The organism is Pseudoalteromonas sp. SR43-3, from assembly GCF_014163875.1.
In the GTDB taxonomy this organism is placed as follows: Bacteria; Pseudomonadota; Gammaproteobacteria; order Enterobacterales; family Alteromonadaceae; genus Pseudoalteromonas; species Pseudoalteromonas distincta.
Map to the genome: position 1 here is coordinate 328604 of NZ_JACJEC010000003.1, position 23268 is coordinate 351871.

The window sequence follows — 23268 nt, forward strand, 5'->3', positions numbered from 1 at the left end:
ATAAAACGATAAGTTTTATGTATTAAAAAGCCGAGATTGAAATTCAATCTCGGCTTTTTTGTGTCTGTAATTTACGCTTTAACTTTGCACCAATTGTACTGAATTGATGCTCTATTATAGCGATAGGAAAATAACTCTATAGCAAGGCAAAAATAACGAAATATAGTTGTTCTTATATGAGTTATTTTTAACGCAGCTAGAGAGCTATTTAACTCGTTAGAATGAGTATGTGTAGCCCATCTGTACCGTACGCGGCTTACCTGGCTGAATGCCACCGTTTGAACGGTTAGCAACGTATGTTTTATCAAACAAGTTATCAACGTTTAGGTATACTTTTTGATTTTCATCGATTAAGTATTTAGCGGCTAAATCCCATACTACGCGGCTATCAATTGCGTTTAAGCCCGACTGCGTTAAGTTAGCATGCGCTTCAGATACGTAACGTATTTGGCTGTTAACTACAAACGCAGAAAACTCAGCACCTAACGATAACGCTACTTGGTTTTCTGGTACGTAAGGCATTGCATCGCCTTTTTCTACCGCGCCCCAAATTTCTGAATCAAAATCGTTTTTAAACTCAGAGTCTGTGTAGGTGTACGTTAATTTAACTGGGAACATAGCTGTATCAGTTGCAAACGTACGTGCTGCACTAAATTCAAAGCCCGCTACTTCTACTTCACCGTAGTTGTATTGGTCGCCAATGTTGTCGTCGCTACAACCAACCGCTGCAGTACAGTTACCGTGCATGTTGTCGTAGTCTGAGTAAAAGGCAATTACTTCACCGCTAAAGCCATCCATATTAAAGCGAGAGCCAAACTCAATGTTTACACTTTCTTCTTCTTCTTGGTCAGCATTACCAGGTGCTGCTGGTGCATACCCTTTTTGAATGCCCGCAAGTAGCGTTACGCTTTCGTTAAGTGTGTAAGTAGCACCTAGTGACGGCACTAAAATTTCAGTGTCGTTCGACACATCTTTAGTTAAACCGTTGCTGCGTGTTGGATCTGATTTAGACCACTCTTCACGAGTAATAGTAATGTCTTCATAACGAAGACCTGCACTTACTACTAAAGCGTCAATTGTCCACTCGTCTTGAATAAACAAGGTGCTTGCTTCTGCACTATCTACGCGGTTGCTATCAGAGCCCGGAACGCCTTGCTCTGTAAGCGTTAAGCTTAGGTCTTGATTAAGTGTGTATTTGTCTTCCCACTGAAAACGATCCATTTCGTCTTCGTGGTAACGTACGCCAACAGTCACATAGTGATCGCCTGCAGGAATATGTAATTCAGACTGAATACCTTTAGCTTGGTAGTCGCGGTTATTAGCTTTAACACCAATACCTTCAATGCCTTCGCTTGTTGGGTTTGCTTCAAAATCGCTGTACTGCTCAAGAGTACTTAAACCTACGCTGCTGGCTTTATACCAGTTACGATGAAAATCGTTTAAGTAAGCCGTTGCTAAAAATTCATAGCCATCACCAAAACGGTACGCGTAGTTAAGTTGGTATGCGTTATGGCGAGTATTCATTTCATCGTTTTGCGATGCAGCATAACGACGGTAAGGACTTTCTTGATAGTCTTCGTCAGTTAAGCCCATGTATGTTTCGTCTGATGTTTCGTCAGAGTACTTAATTTTTAGCTCAAGATTATGCGCATCGTTTTGACCAAACGTATGGCCAAACTTTAATAGTAAATCTGTTTTTTCAAAGCCGGTGTTGTCATTGCCTACTGGCAGCTCTTTAAAGCCGTCTGCGCCGTAAGTAAATACTTCAATTAAACCCGCTGTGTTATTTTTTTCTTTACCAAAGTAAGCGTGGCCTTTGTAGTAACCGTCGCTACCAAGGGCTGCATCTACCATACCTTTTGAGCTATTTGGCTCAGTTGGTAAGCTGCGCGAAAGTAAGTTTAAAACACCACCTGTAGTACGCGGGCCGTACTTAACTGAGGCTGCGCCTTTTAATACTTCAATAGATTCCATACGACCCATAGTAGGGAAGTAGTATGCAGAAGGTGCTGAATATGGTGCTGGTGCAACTAATACACCGTCTTCCATTACTGATATTTTATCGTTACGGCCAGTACCTGTACCGCGCATACCAATATTAGGACGAAGGCCATAACCGTCTTCTTCTTGCACGTAAACGCCCGGAACAGACGCTAAAACGCGAGAAATATCGGTAAACTGGAATTTTTGCAGATCTTCTTCAGAAATAAACGTAGCTGAACCAGGAATATCGTTAATTGCCTGCTGAGAGCCAATAACAGTAATTTGTTCAAAGCGTTGTTCTTTATTGCTGGTGTCTTTTGCTATTGCAGTAGCACTAAAAGACAAAGCAACCGCAGTTGCCAAAGTAGATACTAAAAACTTAGGGTTCATTGTGTTCCTAATCATGTCAATTATCTTAATTGGCGCAATTTGAACACGTTAACGAATACGAATCAATGTTATTAACTATTTAATTATTCAGTTTAATAGAACTAAAAATACCTGCTTATGCAACTTAATTAACTAAATTGTTTCTTTTGTATTGTTTTGTAATTGTTTTACTAACTATAAAGGCTGAACGAATTATATGTGCTACGTAAGCGCTAGCCCAAGCGTAGAGCTATAAATTCAGCGAGTTTATCTACCGCATTTTCCGACTCACCCGAACTTTTAACCAAGCTAATACCAATATTACCAAGAGCTGGTAAATGCTTGGTTTGAACCTGATAGTTAAGCTCACTCGGTACTGTACTTTTGGCAAGTACCGTAATACCTAAGCCTTCTTTTAATGCAGCAATAAGGCCGGTTAAATCGGCGTTGCTATAAACTATTCGGTATTTAATGCCTGCACTTTTTAATGCATCAGTAGCACGGCGACGATAAATACATCCCTCTGGTGCGGTAACTAGGGTAACCACCTCATTATGCGCAAGTGACAGGTCGCCCACCCACACTAGTTCGTCTTGCATAAAAATAGGAAACTTATCAGAGTTGAGTCGCTCATTTAGCGCAAGTACTAAATCAAACTGATCTTGGCGAGAAGCCGAAAGCAAATGCTTACTTAAACGCGACTTAACCTCTAACGACACCTCAGGGTAGAGCGCCACAAAGTCGCCAATAATTGAGGGTAAAATACGCGCTGCAAATTCGCTCGGAATACCCAAGCGCACTTTACCTGCAATGTTTTCTGAGGTGAACTGCTGCAAAATAGCATCGTTGTGTTGCATCATTTGTTTTGCCATAGGCAATAATAGCTCGCCGTACTGGTTTAATACTTGGCGCTGCCCTTGTTTTTTAAATAGTTTATAGCCAAGCACGTCTTCTAAGCGCTTGATTTGCAAACTTACAGCAGGTTGCGACAGGCCAAGTAAATCGCCTGCTTTAGCAAAGCCACCTATTTCAACTACCATTACAAAAGTACGTAAACCGTCTGTTGATATGTTTTTCATATTTAAAATTACAATTTATATAGCCATATATATAAGTATTATTTATCAATTGATAAATAATTACAATTTGTTGTTGATAGACGTGGGCAATATACTTTTGTAATCGAAAATACACAGGTGTTTGTTATGACTTTTAACCCAATAATGTTTGCCCGCCACAGCAACGCAAGTAGTGCGGTTACTAACGCTTTGCAAACTAACAACAATCACGTTGTAATGGATTTTAGCGGAACCGAAACCAGTGTATTTTTAAGCACTATTTTAGGCCTTGATTTAACTAAGCTTACCGCCAGCGGTTTAGGCTTAAAAGGCACGCTTGATGGCGACTATAATTCTGACTACAGTTTTGCAGTTTATTACTTTAGCGAAACCGCCTTTAGATTCGTACTACCACACAACGCAAGCCTTCAACTACAAGCGCTTATAAACGAGCAGCAATTACGTTTTGATATTGATTATGTAGTACGCACCGACCTAGCAAGCTTTATTTTAAGTGGCGACAGCGCATTTGATACCCTAGTTAATGCTTTTAAATTAACACCAGGTTTGCGCCTTTCTGACGCGCAACTTTGCTACGGTGCACAAAGCGGTGATGTATTTATTACCGCCATTGATAAAAACGACGAACAACACTTTGTATTAGTAGCTAAACAACAAGAATTACAAAAATGGCAAAGCTACATGCAAGCGCAAGGCTTTGCACTTATGCATAGTGAAGCCGCATAACGAATAAAAACAACAGGCGAGCATAACAATGTTTACCTGTTTTTATATCTATTTAAGCCACGCCCTAAACAGGGTTAATTTAAACGTGAAGGAATGTTATGACTTCTAAAACTGTACTACATGCTAAGCACCTAGAAGCGGGCGCAAAAATGGTTGATTTTCATGGCTGGGAAATGCCAATCAACTACGGCTCACAAATAGAAGAACACAATAGCGTACGTACCGACGCAGGTATGTTTGACGTATCACACATGACTATTGTTGATATTGAAGGGCCTCAAGCAAAAGCATTTTTACGTAAGCTAGTAGCTAACGACGTTGCAAAATTAACCGTACCAGGCAAAGCGCTTTACACAGGCATGCTTAACGAGCAAGGCGGTGTAATAGACGACTTAATTATTTATTTCTTTAGTGAAACGTTTTACCGCCTAGTTGTTAACTCAGCAACGCGCGAAAAAGACCTAGCGCATTTAGCTAACGTATCGAGCGACTTTGACGTAACTGTTACAGAGCGCCCAGAGTTTGCAATGATTGCAGTACAAGGCCCTAACGCTAAAGCAAAAACAGCTACTCTTTTAAATGCTGAGCAACAAGCCGCTGTTGAAGGTATGAAGCCATTTTTTGGTGTTCAAGTAGGTGATTTATTTATTGCCACAACGGGTTATACTGGCGAAGACGGTTACGAAATAGTAGTACCGAACGACCAAGCAGCCGATTTATGGCAACAACTGCTAGACGCAGGTGTTAAACCTGCTGGTTTAGGTGCACGCGACACGCTACGTTTAGAAGCAGGTATGAACCTTTACGGCCTAGATATGGACGAAAGCGTATCACCACTTGCAGCTAACATGGCATGGACCATTGCATGGGAACCAGAAGATCGTGACTTTATTGGTCGTGACGTACTTGTTAAGCAACGCGCAGAAAAAAGCACTGACAAACTAGTTGGCTTAGTGTTTGAAGAAAAAGGCGTTTTGCGTAGCGGTTCTAAAGTAATTGTTGATGGTGGTGAAGGTATTATTACTTCTGGTACTTTCTCCCCAACACTTGGTTTTAGTGTAGCCCTTGCACGTGTACCACGTTCAACAGGCGATACAGCTCAAGTAGAAATGCGTAAAAAATTAGTAAACGTTAAAGTAGTAAAGCCTAGCTTTGTACGTAACGGTAAATCAATAATTTAAATAATTTGGTTATATCAATCAGTGTAATTACAGTGATTGATATCCTCCCAATATAAACCAAAGGACAAATAAAATGAGCAACATTCCTAGCGAGTTAAAATACGCACCTTCACACGAGTGGGTTCGTAACGAAGGCGACGGTACATTTACTGTTGGTATTTCTGAGCATGCGCAAGAGCTTCTTGGCGACATGGTATTTGTTGAATTACCAGAGGTTGGCGACGAAGTAGACGCTGGCGAAGACTGTGCAGTAGCAGAGTCAGTTAAAGCAGCATCAGACATTTACGCACCTATCAGTGGCGAAATTGTTGCTATTAACGAAGAACTTGAAGACTCACCTGAAACAGTAAACAACGACGCTTACGGCGACGGTTGGTTATTCCGTATTAAAGCATCTGACGAGTCTGAGCTAGACAACTTATTAGACGCTGAAGGTTACTCGCACACTATCGACGAAGAATAATTATTCTTTGTAGATAACTAAAAGCCCCGTGTGTTTTATTTAGATATCGGGGCTTTTATGATTTTACAGTTAACTTTTCCATACAAAGTAAGCTGTTAAATTATAAGAATTTTAAGTTATTGCTGTTTACCCATCAGCAGTAGCCACATTTTTTGGATCATAGGAATCTGGACACATGTCAAACGCCAAATCTCTTGAAGAACTAGAGCAAAAGCAAGATTTTATTCGCCGCCATATTGGGCCAAGCCCAGCACAAGTAAGCGATATGCTAAGTGCTTTAGAAGTATCGAGTGTGCAAGAGCTCATTGACCAAACTGTACCGGCTAGCATTCGTCTAGAGCAACCGTTAACAGTTGGACAAAGCCGTACTGAAGTTGAAACACTAAGCTACTTAAAATCAGTAGCAAGCAAAAATAAAGTTTTCAAATCGTACATTGGCCAAGGCTACCACCCAACTAACGTACCGCACGTAATTTTACGTAACGTACTAGAAAATCCAGGTTGGTATACAGCGTACACACCGTATCAGCCAGAGATTGCTCAAGGGCGTTTAGAATCATTATTAAACTTCCAAACTATGACCCTAGATTTAACCGGTCTTGATTTAGCAAGCGCATCACTACTTGACGAATCAACAGCCGCTGCAGAGGCTATGGGCCTTGCAAAACGCGTATCAAAAGCTAAAAAAGCCAATGCATTTTTTATTGCCGACGACGTACACACACAAACAATCGACGTAGTAACAACGCGTGCCGAGCAGTTTGGTTTTGAAATAATTGTAGGTAAAGCAGAAGATGCCGTAAACCACGACATATTTGGCGCATTGTTCCAATACCCAACTACATCAGGCGAAGTGGTAGACATAACTGACCTAATTGCTGGCGTACAAAGCAAAAAGGCGATTGCCTGTGTTGCTGCCGACATAATGAGTTTATTACTGTTAAAAGCGCCGGGTAAACTAGGTGCAGACGTAGTTCTTGGTTCGGCTCAACGTTTTGGCGTACCTATGGGTTACGGCGGTCCACACGCTGCATTTTTTGCAACACGTGACGCATACAAGCGTTCATTACCAGGTCGTATTATTGGTGTATCTAAAGACCGTTTAGGTAACGACGCACTACGTATGGCAATGCAAACGCGCGAACAACACATTCGCCGCGACAAAGCCAATTCAAACATTTGTACAGCACAAGTATTACTTGCCAACATGGCAGCGTTTTACGCGGTGTACCACGGCCCACAAGGCTTAAAAACTATCGCGCAGCGTATACATCGCTTTGCTGATATTTTAGCAAGTGGCCTTAAAGCTAAAGGCATCGCACTTAAGCACAGCACTTGGTTTGATACGCTAACAGTAGTAAGCGATAGCAAAGACGACGTAATAGCGCGTGCAATTGCAAAAGGCGTAAACTTTGCAACAAACCACGAAGGCGAGTATTCAATTTCGGTATCAGAGACTACAACACGTGCAGATATCGCTGAGTTATTCGATATTATTTTAGGCGAAGGCCATGGCCTAAGTGTTGACGCTATTGCAGCAGACGTTGAAGCAAATGGCAGCGAGTCTATCCCTGCAAGTTTAGTACGTGACGACGAAGTACTAACGCATCCAAACTTTAACAGCTACCACAGCGAAACAGACATGCTTCGCTACATTAAGCGACTAGAAAGCAAAGACTTATCGCTTAATCACTCAATGATCTCGTTAGGCTCATGTACCATGAAACTAAACGCGACTGCTGAGATGATCCCAATTACGTGGCCTGAGTTTGCAAACCTTCACCCATTCTGCCCGCTAGATCAAGCAGAGGGTTACCAAATAATGATTGGCGAGCTACACGACTGGTTAGTAAACATTACCGGTTACGATGCAGTATCACTACAGCCAAACTCTGGCGCGCAAGGTGAATACGCAGGCTTAATCGCGATTCGTAAATACCACGAATCACGAGGGGATGCACACCGTAATGTATGTTTAATCCCAAGCTCTGCGCACGGTACTAACCCTGCATCAGCGCAAATGGCGAGCATGAAAATTGTGGTAGTTAACTGCGATAAAAACGGTAACGTAGACATGGCAGACCTTAAAGCGAAAGCTGAGGAAGTGTCTGAAAACTTATCGTGTATTATGATCACATACCCGTCTACGCACGGTGTTTACGAAGAAACAATTCGCGAAATTTGTGACATTATTCATGAGCACGGCGGCCAAGTTTACATGGACGGCGCTAACATGAACGCGCAAGTTGGTGTAACAAGCCCTGGCTTTATTGGCTCAGACGTATCGCACTTAAACTTGCATAAAACGTTTTGTATTCCACACGGCGGCGGTGGTCCAGGTGTTGGCCCAATTGGTGTTAAATCGCACCTTGCGCCATTTATGCCAAACCACAGCGTAATTAACGTACCAGGTACTAACATTGGTAACGGTGCGGTATCGGCAGCGCCTTACGGCTCAGCCGCTATTTTACCTATTTCATGGGCTTACATCACCATGATGGGTTCAGAGGGCTTAAAACAAGCCACTGAAATGGCCATTGTGAACGCTAACTACTTAACGCATGAGCTAAGCAAGCACTTCCCAATTTTATACCGTGGTCGTAACAACCGTGTTGCTCACGAATGTATTGTTGACTTACGCCCGCTTAAAGAGCAATCAGGCATTACTGAAATGGACGTAGCTAAGCGCTTGCAAGATTACGGCTTCCATTCACCAACTATGTCGTTCCCAGTAGCTGGCACATTAATGATTGAGCCAACTGAGTCTGAATCAAAAGGTGAGATTGACCGCTTTATCGAAGCAATGGTGTCAATTAAAGGCGAAATCGAAAAAGTAATTTCTGGCGAATGGTCAATCGAAAATAACCCGCTAGTGTTTGCACCGCATACACAAGGCGACGTGTTAGGTAACGAATGGGATCGCGCATACGACCGTTTTTACGCTGCATTCCCAGTACCTGCAGTGGCTAAAAACAAGTTCTGGCCAACCGTTACACGTATAGATGATGTATACGGTGACCGTAACTTAGTATGTTCATGCCCAGCGGTTGAGACTTATCGCGACTAAGAACCGCGACTGTTCATGATAAATAAGTTTGCGAACACGTATAAATAAGTTTGCGAATGAACAAAGAAGGTGAGCTTTTATAGCTCACCTTTTTTATTGTTGAATGTAGCTCTCGTATAAAGAATGAAAATATCTGAATTAAGTTTGTCATTGGTACCTGTATTTCTTTATCTAAATAAAAACATTTAAATTTATAATTATTATTTAAACCGATAATTATTTATCTAAATTCACAGTTACAGTCGCAATTACTTATAGCTAAAGCTTGAGATAATACAGTGCTCCTGCAAAGCTCTTTTTTAAAGTTAATTCAATACTAGTTATGTGTGCTTACTTTATGGATTTAATTAGCCCTCATCACCATTGGAAGCAAAAGTTAGCTAGTTTAATTGATACTTATAATGTAGACGTAACAGAAATGGGCTTTCCAGATAATTGGCAAGAGTTACCTATCTGGAATAGCATTAAATAAATTAAGAGCTAATTAAGCCCTCAGTTAACTGTAAAACCAAAGGCACTAAATTTTTATTACACATCAAATATCTAGCTTTTTAGTTTATTGCTCATCGAGTCAATTACTCTGTCTAGACCACGACGAATAGAGTTTAAGAATGTGTTTACCATGTGATTAACCGTGGGAGAGTGCGTGAGAAAATAAAGGGCAATGTTATTGCCCTTTTTTATGCGCTTAAATTGGTTGTTATAAACTATAGCGCTACTAAGCTCTGCTCTAGCATTGCTTTTATTTGTTTTACTATTTTAGCTTCTGTTTCAGGTTCGAATTGTTGTATACGTGGGGTATGAATATGCCCTGTAGGTATACTTGAATTAAGTGCGTCACGCAGGCGAATACTTCGGTACGATATTTCGTTAGACAAGTAACCACCGCCGCCGCCATTTACCGCAATACTATTCTTAAGCTCGCCGTACGAACCTGCTTTATAGGTTTTTTCAAGCGTGGTGACTTCGTGATTGTCGATAACTTTATAAGGGCCTTTGGCTTGTTGCATGTAACTTACAGGCAAGCTAAATTTTACAAACTCGTTGCCCGGGAGTGGTCGGCCATTAAGTTTTGGTATTACTGGGCTTGTTTGCGTTCCACCATACACAATATTGGCATTATCTGGGGCGGTTACGCTGCGGCGTTTACCCGGAAAGTGCTCTAAATCAAATTCTGTTCTGCCCATACTTACGGTTACTACCATGTCTACATTATTAAGTGCGTAGTAGGGGGCAAGTAGCGATTCTATTATACCTTGATCAAAATCTTCGTAGCGTACAGGCACCATAACGGTGTTAATTTCTGCGCTTATGCCGTTGTAATTAATAACTTGGCCGTCGAGTAATAACGCCGCAACACCTGAGGGGTTACTTTGGTTTATGTTTCTATCGAGTAAAAATGGGTCAAAGCCTGTAAGTAATATTTTTTTAGTGCTGCCTGATGAAAAAGCAAGGTCGGTACGGCCTCTGCTGCCTTCCTCAAGTAGGGTTAGCAAAGTATTTAGTTGAGCCTGCGTAATTGAAAATTTAGGTGATGTTGTACGTATTACTTTGCTTGAAAGCAGGCGTGCCCAGTAGAGCTCTCGGTCGTCGTAGTTACTGGTTTTTATTATGCGTTGCTTGGCGTTTTCCCACAGTTCAAAGCTAAAGTTTTGTACTAATGCTTTTGCACTTTTAAAGTCGTTTAATTCTTTAAATTGTTGCTCAAAACTTGATACTTGTGAGGTAAATGCATTTAAAACATTTGGCATTGCCGATTGGGCTTTGTTGATGCGCTGTTCTTCAACAGTTAAAGGATTACTTAAAGCAGCGAATGAAGAGGCAATTAAGCTGGTCGCTAATAATACTTTGATCATAATATTCCTAATATAAGGCTATTTTTTATGTGTAATTTACTATCCTATTATTACTAACTTAGGGCAACCGATTAACGTTGAATCGACTGAAATTTGCTTTTGCCGTGCATTAGTATTGTTTAACGGCCAATTAGTATCATCGGCTAATAAAAATCCCTGAGTCAAAAATTGATCTTTATAGGTTCTACTTTAAGTTCTAATAAAAGTAAAAAGCCGTTACAGCAATGCAACGGCTTTTCATTATGGTTTTATGCGCTTCGACGATACGAGCGAAAGGCTTTATAGTCCTTTAAAACCCTCTATTAATCATCTGGCCCTTTTAAGGTAAACACTAAATGTTTACGCATATCCTTTAAAATCACGCCTTTTTTAAGCATTGCGCCGCTTAAGCGTTTTTGCCATTTTAATAAATCTGGCTCTGCGGCTGCTAAGGCTTGCTCGTTTTCAAACTGAAAACACAGCAGTAGTGAACTTGGAAATAAGTGATATTCCACATCAAACCAGCATTGCAGCATGCCTGGGAGCTCAGCGCGGCCTTGCTCTTCTAATTTTTCAGCAGTATTAAGTACAAGCGCTTGCTGTTTTATTTGCACTGCAGAGAGTTTTTTCATTATTAAAATCCAAGTTAGCGGCTAAAAAATGCAGCCGGAATGTGGGCATTATACGCAAGCTTGTAGGCAGGCAACAACTTTGAAAGGGAGTTAATGTCCAATAGAGTGTATCTGCTTAAAATAAAGGGTCATGTTGCAAGGCACCTCCAGTTTTTCAACCTATGTAGGTCGGATAAGTGGCGCAGCCGCGCCATCCGACTTTTTAAGTTTCATCACTGAACTCCGATTTGGGTATTAATATATTTTTTAGCTCAATAGTTAAGTAACCTTAACCTAAGCTTTTGCCAAGTTGCTTGCGACAACTGGGGAGTGGTTGTCGCAAGGCGCCTTTAGCGCCTCACCACACTTAATACTTATAAGAGGTATTAATTGGGTAGGCTTATTTGGATCGGCGCTTGTCTAGCACATAACGTACGGCCATTCTTGCAACACCCGCACCAATACCTGAGACTACTGCCCATGTAACGGCCTCTTTAAGATCGGTTTCTTCGCTTGGTCTATCTTTTGGAGCTGGTTCGTTGGTAACCTTTTCCCACGATTTTTGTAAAGTTTTCCTTGTTAACATACCTGCAGATGCAGCGGCGAGACCTATACCTATAGTCGTAATTAGTTGTTTATTACTCATAATGTTCTCCTTTTTATAAATAACGGCAGCGTTATTTATGTATAACTCTTTAAGTAAGAATATTAATAACAGCAATTTATGTACCGATAGGCTGAGGCGCTTTTAAATTAGGGCGTTCTTGTTTTATGCAAATTAGTCGTTTAAAACCACACTCACATCACACTTTCACCACATTTGTACACAAGCTAAATAACCATTGTAGAGCGTGCGCAACTCTGCTCAAAATCTTCTTTTTAGATATTAACTCTGCAATTTAACTTACCTTCTAGGCGGCTTATCGCACTCATTGCTGTACAGATAGTAAACACTTCCACCCTATGCTTTAATATTAAAAAACAAGGGAGGGCGTTATGAGTAAAAATCGATTTTTATTTAATAAATACGTTTTGGTAATGGCTGTGTCGGGCACTTTGTTTGCACCGCTATCTGTTTATGGCAAGGATAAGGGACCAGTAGTTGAGCAGCTTTGTGCTAGTTGCCATAGCTTAACTAATCTTGAGCGCAGCGCGGGTTATAGCCAGCAGGACTGGCAAACATTAATAAGCTATATGGTTGATACGGGCGCAGATACCGCGCTTAATAAAGATATAAGTGCTTATTTAGCTGAGCATTATCCTGTTAACACTAAGCGCGAGTCTAAGGTTGTTACCGGCGATTTAAAGCTTAGCTTTAAGTACTGGCAAGTGCCAACGCTTGGGCAGCGCGCTCGCGATCCGGTGCAAGGTAAAAATGGCATTATTTGGTGGGTTGGCCAGTGGGGTAATATTTTAGGCAGGTTAGACCCTCAAACCGGCGATATGAAAGAGTATACACTGCCAAGTGGCACCTATGCGCACAGTGTGTCGCTTGATAAAAATCAAACCCCTTGGTTTTTAGGCAATAAAAATGGCACGGTTGGATATTTAGACTTAAAAACCGAAAAATTTAAAGTGTATAAAATGCCAAATAAAAATGCCCGCGACCCGCATACTGGTGTATTTGATGAAGCCGGAATATTTTGGTTTACCCTCCAGCATAGCAATATGATTGGCAAGCTAGACCCTACAACTGGCGATATTCAATTAGCTACTTTACCCACTAAAGGCTCACGGCCATATGGTATTAAGCTTGATTCAAAAGGCACGCCGTGGGTGTCGTGTAATGGTAGTAACTGTTTGGTTAAAGTTGATAAAAGTACCATGGAGCTTAGTGAGATTAAACTCCCAGGCGCTAAAACGCATACTAGGCGATTAGCCATTACGCCTGACGATATAGTTTTTTATGTTAACTCTGGTATGGGTAAACTTGGCCGCTATAACCCCAAAAACGGTAAAATAACGCAGTGGGATAATCCCAGTGGTGAAAACAGTCATCCGTATGCAATTGAATATGCCGATAACGCCATTTGGTTTAACGAGTCAGCCAAGCGTCCTGAAACCTTAGTAAGGTTCGACCCTAATACCGAAACTATGCAGAGCTGGCAAATTCCGAGTAAAGAAGGAGTTTACTCTGGCTTAATTAGGCATATGCGCATGGGGAATAATGGGCTGATCATTCATCAAACAGCGACCAACCAATTAGCTGAAATTACGTGGAGTAAGTAATAATTTATTTTGTGTTAAAGCTGCGTACTGCTTATTAGTAAGTTTTCTTATATTAGGTAGGAGTTTTTTACAAAGCTTAGCAATTTTTACCTTTTAAATAAGTAAATTGATACAATTATTTATGTAAGGGTTTGATTTTTATTGGTTAAATTTGTGGTTTAGGTTTTGCTTAGTAGTAAGTGTATTTTCTTAAATAAAATAAAGGAGTTATTATGAGTACCGTTATTACTGGGTTATTCGAAAGTGCATCACAAGCAACACTCGCAATTTATAGATTAGAAGCTTTAGGTATTAATGAAGCTGACATAAGCATTGTAGCCAACGACTCATACGCAAAGGAAGATTTTGCTGTAGACGAAGGTACAAAAGCCGCTGAAGGTGGCCTGGTAGGCGCGGCTTCAGGTGGTATTCTTGCTGCAATTATTGGCGGTTTTACTGCAGTAGGTACTGTAGCAACAGGTGGTACGGGCTTATTAGTTGCCGGACCATTAGTCGCAGCATTTGCTGCTGGTGGCGCAGGCGCCGCAGTTGGTGGTACTTTAGGTGCTGCAATTGGTGCGTTTATTCCTGAGCACGAAATTAAATATTATGAAGATGCCATTGAAAAGGGCTCTATATTAATTGGTGTTAAGTACGATAGTGACAACAAAAACGCTATTGAAGAAATACTTAACAATGCAGGCGCAAGTAACGTTTCTACGGCTTAACGCTAACTAATTAGTTTCAAAATTAATTAAAAGGTGAAACTTAGTTTCACCTTTTTTTTCGTTTTTAACGGCGGAGCAATCATAAATATTAACGTAATTTTTTGTCATTAAATAAACTCCATATATAAGTAAATTGTTTTTAAATATGCTTTGATTATAAAAAAGACTTATTTAGATAGGCGCTTTTTATTACATGTCGTAAGGCCCCCTAACAACACCAACTCTCGAAACTACCGCCTATATAATAGCTGCCTTTTAACTTGGCTTGTCTTTTTGGACTGGATCGTTGGTAATCTTCTTTTATGAGTTTTGTAAAGTTGCCATTCTGTTTGTAAATATGCCTTGGTTTTTGTTTAACTTTTGGGTGAAAGTCAGTTTTTTTAATTAATTAGCTATTTATTTAAAATTATTAAAAATTATAAATTTACTTTTTAATCAATAAATTAAAAATAAATCATACATAAATTCATGTTTACGCGCAGGGCTGGTATATACATTGAAACTACTTGTTTAATAGTCGCTTAATTTAGCGTTATTGTTTTATTAATTTGATACTAAACGAGGAGATGATGATGAATTGTTTGCAGTTTGATTCAAACGCTAAAAGATCTTTAACCCGCGTTTTAAAACCAACTTTTGCGATACTACTTACCGGTGTGTTACTACAAAATAGCGCACTGGCTAATGTAAAAGTTCAAATGCACCAAGTAACTAAGTCAGGCCAAGGGCAATCACTAGGTACTATTACACTAACAGAAAATGATAACGGTGTTGTTTTTTCACCAAGTTTAAAAGGTTTAACACCGGGGCAGCATGGTTTTCATGTTCATCAATTTGCTAGTTGTGAACCCAAGAAAAAAGGCGATAAGGTCGTGCCTGGTGGTGGCGCTGGTGGGCATTTCGATCCAAAAGCTAGCGAGCATCATGATTATCCTTGGGCTAACGGTCATTTAGGTGATTTACCGGCGTTGTATGTAAATGAAAGTGGCCAAGCTAAATCGCCTGTTTTAGCGCCAAGGCTCACGCTTGAACAACTTAAACAACACGCAGTGATGATTCACGCAGGAAGTGACAACTATGCAGATGAGCCAAAGCCATTAGGTGGCGGTGGTAGCCGTGTTGCTTGTGGCGTAATTGAGTAAATATAGGGAGAAAGCTATGCCATATAAAAACCGTGATGAATTACCTGAGTCGGTAAAAAGTAACTTACCTAAACATGCTCAAGACATATATCAAGAGGCGTTTAATAGTGCGTGGGATACCTACAAGGACCCAAGCGATAGAAAAAACGATGATGACCGCGAAACAACAGCGCACAAAGTAGCTTGGTCGGCGGTTAAAAATAGTTATAGCAAAAATGATAATGGAAATTGGGTAAAGTCGAGTAACTAAACTAACAACAAAGCTTAAGCATTTAAAAGCCGCCATAGCTGATATAGCGGCTTTTTATATAGACGTTTTATAGTTGCGCTGTTTATACAATACTTTGCAGTCTGTTTGAGTAAAAACTGATAAGCAAAACCATAAGTACTGCTTTAAACACGAATGTGAGTTTGGTTTAAATTTGCGTTATTATTTATTTGTATTAGCCAATCAGAGAACACTTTGAATTATTTAGCTCATCTTTATTTAGCGCAGCCCACAGCCGATTCTCACTTTGGGAACCTGTTGGGTGACTTTGGTGGAAAAAGACATGTAAAGCACTTACCAAACACAGTTAAGAATGGCCTCGATAACCATTATTTAGTTGATAAATTTACCGACTCTCACCGCGCAGTTAAACACGCTAAACAATACTTTTCACCCGAGCGTACACGCTTTGCTGGTGTGGCTATTGATGTGGTGTTTGATCACTTTTTAATTGTGCATTGGCAACGATTTAGCAAGCAACCTTTAAGTGATTTTAAGTACACCAGCTATCAGCTTTTAAATAACCGTATACCCGTTATGCCACCGCGAATGCAGCATGTTGTAACAAGTATGACTAAAAACGATTGGTTTAAAGAGTACGAAACCGTTGAGGGGGTAGGGCTTGCGCTCGATAACATAGCCAAACGCATTCGTTTTACGAACACTTTTGCGGGCGCGGCTGATGACATAGCACAGAATTACGATGAATTAGAAGCCGTGTTTCTAGCGTTCTTCCCGGAGCTAATTAAGCATGTAAGTGAGTTTGACCTTGAAAGCCCCTCAAAAAATGGCATAAAGCGCATTATTTAAAGTTTTCATCAATTGTTAATCTTTTGTGATAAGTTAAGGTGAAAAAAACGCTACTCTAATACAAATTAATTTTTGAGTGTTTTTAATGAATCGCAATTACTTGGTTATTGTGGGCTTTGCTGTTTTAGCGGCATTTCTATCTGGTTCTGTATTAGCTTTTGACTTCGACTTAAAATCGGTACGCACAACTATTTCAAATCCAAATACTAGCCATGTGTTAATATACGATGACTTGGCGCAGAGTAATCAAAAAATACTGTTTTCGTTAGATCCCATAAATAACCAGCGTGTGGGTGTGTTTTTTGATATTAACGACATTGAAATTGGCTACTCAGCCGATATTTTTGAAGATGATGTTGAAACAAAAACACTAGATATACTGCTCTCGTATAGAAAATTTAAAAATTCTAAAATCACATTTAACTATCAAACGCTTGAAGGGCTGCAAAGCACGGCTAGCAATTTAAGCGGCAATCAAACAGATCAAATTTTCTCGCAAAATACACGTTCAACCAAGTTTGAGCTATCTGGCCAACACAACTTTTATACCTTCAATAATAAAGAGTCTTTGTTTGAGCATTTTTTTCTTAATAGGCCAAAGCTAAGTAACAAATTTGATATGTCGTTAAGTATTGTTGGCGCGTGGTCTTTCAAGCATGTATCTCTTGAGAATAAAGATAATATTGTGTTTCAGGCTGATTTTTTAAATTCACCTGTGCCACAGGTCACTAAATTAATTTCTAATTCTTATGGGGCGAGTATTGGCTCGCTTTTATCATTTTCGTTACCGCATAATGTTCACGTATTTGCTGAATACAAAGTAGGTAAAGGGCATATTCAAAACACAAACCCTGGGCTGGGGTTAAAAGATTCGGGCGCCGAAAAAGTCGAGGCATTCGGTGGTGGAATTTCTTGGACTTCCGACAATAAAAAACTTATGGTCGTACTACGTGCGTGGGAGCAAACAGGCCGGCATATAGATACTTCTTTGGGTGATTTGTCAGTAATTAAGTTTTTTTAGTATTGATCACCGAAATAGTAAATTTACCAGGAATACTATGAGTAAGAATAACGCAGTACCTCAGGCTTATGTGAAGCAAGAGGAAGGTTACCGAATTAAAGCCTTAAGATTATACCCTTGGGTATGTGGGCGTTGTGCCCGTGAGTTTGAGTACTCTAATTTACGTGAGTTAACGGTGCATCATATAGATCATAACCACAGTAATAATCCAGAGGATGGCAGTAACTGGGAGTTATTGTGTATTTATTGCCACGACAATGAGCACAATAAATACCACGAACATATTATGTATGGCGGGTCGACTACAGAGCGAAAAGTTGAGGCTGCAACGCATTCTCCATTTGCCGATTTAAAAGCGATGCTTAATAAATCAAAGTAGCTACTATGATTTCAACTGTTTGGATAAAAACAAGGTTGTTACATCAGCTACTTTAATAAGTGACAGTTTATCTGCATGGCTCCATGAAATTTTTGAGCCAACACTTTCACAACAAATAACACCTAGTGGTTTGTTATCAATAAAGTAGATGTAATCAAGCAAGGAGTAAATGTTTGATGGTTCAAAATAAACCTTGGTTAAGTTTTTAGTGATTTCGTGGTTTCTCGCATCTGATGCGTCTAATACTTTATGCTCTAAAATATAGTCAAAGTATGCAGGAAAGTCTTCAGCTTTTAAAACTGCATTACTTACTATCTCATTTTTTTCATCAAGGCAAATTAAGCTATTAATGGCAGTATAGTCGTGATTAAACAACCATAGACTGACTCTGTCGGCATTTGAAATTAACTTTTTTAGCTCATTGCATATCTGTTTTAGCTTACGTTCACTCGTAATGTTTGGGTTACTAACTTTAACTGCTAAATTTTTGAGATTTGAGTTTTTTGGATTATAAACATTGAGCAAGCTATTTAAATGATCTTTATTAAATGGCTTCGTTAAATAGCCATCCATACCAATGTCTAAATAGTGTTCAATATCTGGTTTCATGGTGTTGGCTGTCATGGCAATAATTGGCGTTGTTTTACCTGTTTGTTGCTCTCTAATTATCTTAGTGGCTTGCACTCCATCCATCACTGGCATTTGAATGTCCATAAAAATTAAATCAACATGGTTGGCAAAAAAGTAATCAACGCATTCTTTGCCATTTTCGGTAAATATTACTTTTGCATTATGAGCTTGTAGCATTTTACTTACGACAACTTGATTTACTTTATTGTCTTCGGCAACCAAAATAGTGCACCCTTGTAAATCGGTTATTTCTTGATTTGGTTTTAATAATTCATCGAGTTCTGATGTTTCAAAGCTTTGTTGGTAAGTAAATACAGAACCTTTATCTTCTTTACTCGTGAAGTTTATTTTGCCATTCATTAAATCACTTAGCTTGGTGCAAATGGAGAGGCCAAGGCCCGTGCCTCCGTACTTTCTAGATGTAGATGAATCAGCCTGATGAAACTCTTGAAATAAATTTTGCTGTGCAGCTTTACTAATACCAATACCTGTATCGATTATTTCAAATACAATATTTTGCGTGTTTAAGAGGTTCTCCTTTACAGTGACTTTAAACTCTACCTGGCCTTGTTGTGTAAATTTAATCGCATTTGAGCATAAGTTATTTAAAATTTGAGAAACTCTGACAGGGTCGCCTTTTAGGGTTGTAGCGATATTTTTATCTATAGATGGAATAAATTTTATGCCTTTATCTGTGGCTTGTTTCATTAGTGGATTAATTACATTGTTAATGACTTCGCTCAGGTTAAAGTTAATATTCTCAATATTTAATTTACCCGCTTCAATTTTTGAAAAGTCTAAAATGTCATTTACAATATTTGAGAGTATATTCGCGGAGCTTAAAATACTCTTTAAGGCGTTATCTTTTTGTATATTTGAAGTCTCTGCTAGTCCAAACTCAGCTAAATTTAAAATGCCGTGCAGCGGAGTTCTTAGCTCATGCGACATATTTGCTAAAAATCGACCTTTTAGAGTGTTAGCTGTATCAGCTTCTTTTTTTAGTTCTTCAAGATTTTTATTATGTATTTGTTGTTGTTTTAATGCAGTCGCCAGCTTTCTGTTGTTTAACCTGAGCTCAAGTTGTGCGATAACTTCTTTGCCAAGTATTTTCAGTGCGTTAATTTGTGTTTGAGTTAGCTTTTTTGGTTGGTCGCTGATAACACATAATGTACCAATTGTGCTGCCACTAGGCGTAACTAGCGGTGTGCCCGCATAAAACCGAATGTTTGGATCGCTGGTTACTAGAGGGTTATCATAAAAACGTTCATCAAGTAGAGCGTTTTGTATTTCAAATACTTGGTCTTGCAGTATTGTATGAGAGCAAAATGCGATATCTCTTTCGGTGGAGTCTACATCGATACCATACTTTGATTTAAACCATTGCCTTTGTGGATCAACTAAGCTTATAAGTGATATGGGGGCTTCACAAATATCAGAAGCAAGTTGAGTTAAATCATCAAATACTTTTTCGGCTTCAGTATCTAATATTTCATACTCGTAAAGGGCCTTTAATCTAGATTCTTCGTCAGCTGGTATTTGTGCTTTTATCATAGTAATGCTCAATATTTATATAGATTCACTATAAGAGTAATTTAGTGATAATGACAACTTTAACATGTAGAACCGGCTAAAAAAAAGACATTGCATTTTGCTACTCTATTATTACTTTTTTGAAATGTTTTTTCTATTGTGACTAATATTGGTTTTTAAACTCGTATTTTAAAATCTGCTCTAAATACTTAAAAGTAACTTTGCTAAGCTTTTTAGTTGAGTAAGCTGTTATTAAAAAGGCCGAATCCCGTTTAATGGTTCGGCCTTTTAAAGCTTTAGGTTAATAACAATAAGAGTTATTTTTTCTTTTCGCTTGGTGCTGGTTGGCCATAATTAGGTGAACGAGGTCCATATAATAAGCCGTTGTAAACATCTGAAGAAAGTAAGCGTGTTGAAGTCATTGCTGCGATTTCAAAGCCTTTATCGGTTACCGTTTCAGCAATTTGATTGATTGCTGCAATAACAAGCATACCTACAAGGCCACCACCGCCATTACTTTGTTGTTCAGCTGAAGAGGCTCTTGCTTTACCTTGCCATAATTGCTCGCCAGTGCGTAAATCAACTAGTGAGGCTGACACAGTTACAGCTGTTTCGCTAGAAATTACAACATAGCTAGTACCGTATTCTTCAATAGTGATGTAAAGCGCAGAGTCTGCACCAAAAATTTCATGTAATTTATTCACCGGTACTTGGTGTACGTCGCTTGCAACAGTGAGGCCATTACCTTTAAAGGTTTGATCAACTAAAGCAACAGGAAAAACATAAAAACCGGACTCAGCTATAGGCGCGACCATTTGAGTCATCACACTGTATGGTGCAATTACTTCAGGTGTATTATTTAGCGGAGGTAAAATAATAACTGAGTGAGGGTCTGCTTGTTTAAATGCTGTGTAGTCATGTGCTGGTGGAGGTGAAACACAACCAGCGAGTAATGCGACTAATACGATCGCTGTGTATGATTTTAAATTAAGCATATTAAGCGCCTTTCGCAGATTTTAGAAGGAAGTCGATGTAATGAACTGATTCTGGGAAAAGTGATTTCTCAGTTTCGAAGTGAGTAGTGCCTAATGAAGGATTACCCGTTTCAAAGTACAGCATACCTAGGTGAGCATGTAAGCCAGGTGCAACATTCTTACTTTTGTTTGCGGCATCGGCAATAATTTGCTCAAGCATACTAATTTGCTCTTCGGCTGTTACGTCATCTGCTTTTAAATAGGCGTATACGGCAGTGCTATAGTCGCCGTAATAGTAAATAGGTTCTTTCGTTGAGTTACAACCCGTTAGGGCTATACAAACAAATGCTAAGGTAATTAGCTTTTTCATTATTTATTGCCCCATTGGCCAGCTTCAAGACCAGTAACTAACTTGTTAACGACTTCGCGAATAGCTAGGTCAAGTACTTTGCCATTTAATGTGGCATCGTATGAAGCTGTGCTACCAAAACCAATAACTTCACGTTCTGATAGGCTGTATTCACCAGCACCTTGCACTGAATAAATAACTTCTGATGTAGTAACATCAACAACATTAAGCGTTACTTTAGCATAAGCAATTTGCGATTTACCTTTACCCAATAAACCAAAAAGCTGGCGATCGCCAATGGCTTTACGGCCAAACTCTGTTACATCACCAGTTACAACAAATTTAGCACCGCTAAGAACTTGTTTTGTACCTGTTAACTTTGCCTCTTCCGCAAGGGCTGCCATATTGTCGCGATCAAGTACACTAAAGCGATTTGTTTGTTGTAAGTGGCTCATTAGTGTTGTTTTTGCTTGGCTACCTAAACGGTCTTGGCCTGATGCAAATATACCATTTTGAAAGCTCGAACGGTTTACAAACTGACCTACGACTAGTTTGCTTTTTGCACCTGAGTAGGTTGTGTTATAGCTAGCAACAGTTGGTGTTTCTATTACTTTTGATGATGTTGTAGCACACCCAGCTAAAGACGAAGCTGTAATTGCAGCGATTACAATTGTTTTAATGTGGCTTTGGTTAATTCGCATAAATTTTTGTCCATATAGATAATTGCAGAAGTTTTTATTGATAGGCGCTTGATTTTTATACTTATAAGTCAATTACTTATTTCAAGAGTCCATTCAACTTACTTTATAAACAAAAGTTGATGTAAATACAATGTTATTTATGTTTTATACAGATACACACAATGAAAAAGAATAAATTCTTTGTAATAACAATGCTAATTCATTAGTTTTTAAATTATTGAAAGCCTTTTTCTATAGTTGATATACAAGGAGATTTATTGCGCGCTGAGTTGTTAATTAGTAATTTTATTCAATTAACTGTAATTTTTAAAACCAATCGGCTGCAACTTGTAGTGGGGAAGGAGCGCCTTTTTTAGATACCTAAAACACTAAGGCTTGCTTTGTTGGCGATATTTTTTTAGCGCGAGGCAGGGTTAAGTCAGCTAATGATAATTGCTGCTTGGTCTGCATGTTATTTTGCTCGTAGCCAATAACAACAAAGTCGTGTTTTAACTTATGGCCTGCGTTTTCGCCGCTGTGTATTTGTGTTTCTATGCCAAAGCCTAACAGAGCTACATGGGCTATTAAGTTTTGGTCAGTATTATCTTCGATATTAACAGTATCGTATTCGAGATTAATTTTACTGTTGTTTGTAGTCGCTTTTAAATTACCTAAATAACGGGCTTTAGCTACAGGAATAGCTTGTTTATAAAACCAACCTTGCCACCCGTTGCCGTTAACCATAAATCCTGGAGTAGCTACAATCCTACTTTTACCGAGTGCCTTATACGTGCGTTGTCTTTTACTAAACACAGCAGAGGCAAACGGGTCTTTCCAACCCAAATAATCCCAATAAGTAACATGAAAATTAATAGGGATTAAATCAGTCCATAGTTTTTCATCATCTGTAAACGTTGAAATCCAGCGCTCTGCTGGTGGGCAGCTACTGCAACCTTGCGACGTGTAAAGCTCTAAAAAGGTAGTCGGATTAGCTGTACTGGAAATAGTTACTTGCTCAGCAGCTTGGCTTTGAAAGCAAAAAATTATTAACCCAACAAGTGAAATTAAAAATGGATGGGATAGAGCTTTAAAAGGCATGTTACTTCTCGCAAAGGCTGATATTGCATTCAGCCTAAATGATATTTACGAATGTAGTATCACGAAATACTCACAATTAAATCACGTTTTAACTGTGTATTTTACTTAGTTAAAACTTAATTTGAACACCCGCTCAA

At 39.3% G+C, this 23268-nt stretch carries 22 protein-coding genes; 12 read left to right on the plus strand and 10 right to left on the minus strand.

Annotated elements, in window-relative coordinates; genetic code table 11:
• Positions 1-216: 216 nt before the first annotated feature.
• Positions 217-2373, minus strand: coding sequence for a TonB-dependent receptor domain-containing protein (locus H5088_RS06020; RefSeq protein ID WP_182752436.1), 2157 nt, complete (start codon positions 2371-2373; stop codon positions 217-219).
• 212 nt (positions 2374-2585) lie between these two features.
• Positions 2586-3431, minus strand: a complete 846-nt coding sequence (locus tag H5088_RS06025; protein WP_002958025.1) for a LysR family transcriptional regulator — start codon at positions 3429-3431, stop codon at positions 2586-2588.
• A gap of 126 nt (positions 3432-3557) precedes the next feature.
• Here H5088_RS06025 and H5088_RS06030 point away from each other — a divergent pair, with 126 nt between their 5' ends.
• The 5 genes from H5088_RS06030 to H5088_RS06050 all read left to right on the plus strand — a co-directional run bounded on the left by H5088_RS06030 (position 3558) and on the right by H5088_RS06050 (position 9340).
• Complete coding sequence (locus tag H5088_RS06030; RefSeq protein ID WP_182752437.1) at positions 3558-4157, plus strand: hypothetical protein; 600 nt, start codon at positions 3558-3560, stop codon at positions 4155-4157.
• 98 nt (positions 4158-4255) lie between these two features.
• A complete protein-coding gene (gene gcvT, locus H5088_RS06035) occupies positions 4256-5338 on the plus strand; it encodes a glycine cleavage system aminomethyltransferase GcvT (protein ID WP_024590230.1) in 1083 nt (360 codons plus the stop codon).
• A 73-nt stretch (positions 5339-5411) separates the two neighbouring features.
• A complete protein-coding gene (gcvH, locus tag H5088_RS06040) occupies positions 5412-5801 on the plus strand; it encodes a glycine cleavage system protein GcvH (protein ID WP_002958029.1) in 390 nt (129 codons plus the stop codon).
• 175 nt (positions 5802-5976) lie between these two features.
• On the plus strand, positions 5977-8868 hold the full coding sequence (gene gcvP / locus H5088_RS06045) for an aminomethyl-transferring glycine dehydrogenase (RefSeq protein WP_182752438.1): 2892 nt from the start codon (positions 5977-5979) through the stop codon (positions 8866-8868).
• 337 nt (positions 8869-9205) lie between these two features.
• A complete protein-coding gene (locus tag H5088_RS06050; RefSeq protein WP_259398089.1) occupies positions 9206-9340 on the plus strand; it encodes a hypothetical protein in 135 nt (44 codons plus the stop codon).
• Positions 9341-9575: 235 nt separating this feature from the next.
• Here H5088_RS06050 and H5088_RS06055 read toward each other — a convergent pair whose 3' ends face one another.
• The 3 genes from H5088_RS06055 to H5088_RS06065 all read right to left on the minus strand — a co-directional run bounded on the left by H5088_RS06055 (position 9576) and on the right by H5088_RS06065 (position 11960).
• Positions 9576-10724, minus strand: coding sequence for a hypothetical protein (locus H5088_RS06055; RefSeq protein WP_182752439.1), 1149 nt, complete (start codon positions 10722-10724; stop codon positions 9576-9578).
• A gap of 302 nt (positions 10725-11026) precedes the next feature.
• Positions 11027-11335: a hypothetical protein gene (locus tag H5088_RS06060; RefSeq protein ID WP_024596321.1), complete on the minus strand. Its 309-nt coding sequence runs from the start codon at positions 11333-11335 to the stop codon at positions 11027-11029.
• Positions 11336-11714: 379 nt separating this feature from the next.
• On the minus strand, positions 11715-11960 hold the full coding sequence (locus H5088_RS06065) for a DUF4235 domain-containing protein (protein WP_002958040.1): 246 nt from the start codon (positions 11958-11960) through the stop codon (positions 11715-11717).
• A 350-nt stretch (positions 11961-12310) separates the two neighbouring features.
• On the opposite strand from H5088_RS06065, the gene H5088_RS06070 reads away from it, so the two are divergent.
• The 7 genes from H5088_RS06070 (at position 12311) to H5088_RS06100 (ending at position 17870) form a co-directional block, all read left to right on the plus strand.
• Positions 12311-13543, plus strand: coding sequence for a cytochrome C (locus H5088_RS06070; RefSeq protein WP_182752440.1), 1233 nt, complete (start codon positions 12311-12313; stop codon positions 13541-13543).
• A gap of 212 nt (positions 13544-13755) precedes the next feature.
• Positions 13756-14250, plus strand: a complete 495-nt coding sequence (locus H5088_RS06075) for a general stress protein (protein ID WP_002958042.1) — start codon at positions 13756-13758, stop codon at positions 14248-14250.
• Between the two features lie 572 nt (positions 14251-14822).
• Positions 14823-15392, plus strand: coding sequence for a superoxide dismutase family protein (gene sodC, locus H5088_RS06080; protein ID WP_182752441.1), 570 nt, complete (start codon positions 14823-14825; stop codon positions 15390-15392).
• Between the two features lie 16 nt (positions 15393-15408).
• Positions 15409-15642, plus strand: a complete 234-nt coding sequence (locus H5088_RS06085; protein WP_024590240.1) for a ChaB family protein — start codon at positions 15409-15411, stop codon at positions 15640-15642.
• 213 nt (positions 15643-15855) lie between these two features.
• The gene (locus H5088_RS06090) at positions 15856-16470 is read left to right on the plus strand and encodes an ACP phosphodiesterase (RefSeq protein WP_182752442.1); all 615 of its coding nucleotides are present in this window, start codon (positions 15856-15858) and stop codon (positions 16468-16470) included.
• Between the two features lie 85 nt (positions 16471-16555).
• Positions 16556-17491 (plus strand): hypothetical protein, encoded by a 936-nt coding sequence (locus H5088_RS06095; protein WP_182752443.1) that lies wholly within the window; start codon positions 16556-16558, stop codon positions 17489-17491.
• Between the two features lie 37 nt (positions 17492-17528).
• Positions 17529-17870 (plus strand): YajD family HNH nuclease, encoded by a 342-nt coding sequence (locus tag H5088_RS06100; RefSeq protein ID WP_024604747.1) that lies wholly within the window; start codon positions 17529-17531, stop codon positions 17868-17870.
• A gap of 3 nt (positions 17871-17873) precedes the next feature.
• On the opposite strand, the gene H5088_RS06105 is transcribed toward H5088_RS06100, so the two are convergent.
• The 5 genes from H5088_RS06105 to H5088_RS06125 all read right to left on the minus strand — a co-directional run bounded on the left by H5088_RS06105 (position 17874) and on the right by H5088_RS06125 (position 23131).
• Positions 17874-20051, minus strand: a complete 2178-nt coding sequence (locus H5088_RS06105) for a response regulator (protein WP_154903449.1) — start codon at positions 20049-20051, stop codon at positions 17874-17876.
• A 296-nt stretch (positions 20052-20347) separates the two neighbouring features.
• Positions 20348-21025: a DUF799 domain-containing protein gene (locus H5088_RS06110; RefSeq protein WP_138488585.1), complete on the minus strand. Its 678-nt coding sequence runs from the start codon at positions 21023-21025 to the stop codon at positions 20348-20350.
• A gap of 1 nt (position 21026) precedes the next feature.
• Positions 21027-21374 (minus strand): DUF4810 domain-containing protein, encoded by a 348-nt coding sequence (locus H5088_RS06115; RefSeq protein ID WP_008165258.1) that lies wholly within the window; start codon positions 21372-21374, stop codon positions 21027-21029.
• Entirely contained in the window at positions 21374-22054 is a 681-nt protein-coding gene (locus H5088_RS06120; RefSeq protein WP_076923668.1) for a CsgG/HfaB family protein, read from the minus strand. Before H5088_RS06120 ends, H5088_RS06115 begins: the two co-directional genes overlap by 1 nt.
• A gap of 360 nt (positions 22055-22414) precedes the next feature.
• Complete coding sequence (locus tag H5088_RS06125) at positions 22415-23131, minus strand: DUF1223 domain-containing protein (RefSeq protein ID WP_182752444.1); 717 nt, start codon at positions 23129-23131, stop codon at positions 22415-22417.
• Between the last annotated feature and the right edge of the window lie 137 nt (positions 23132-23268).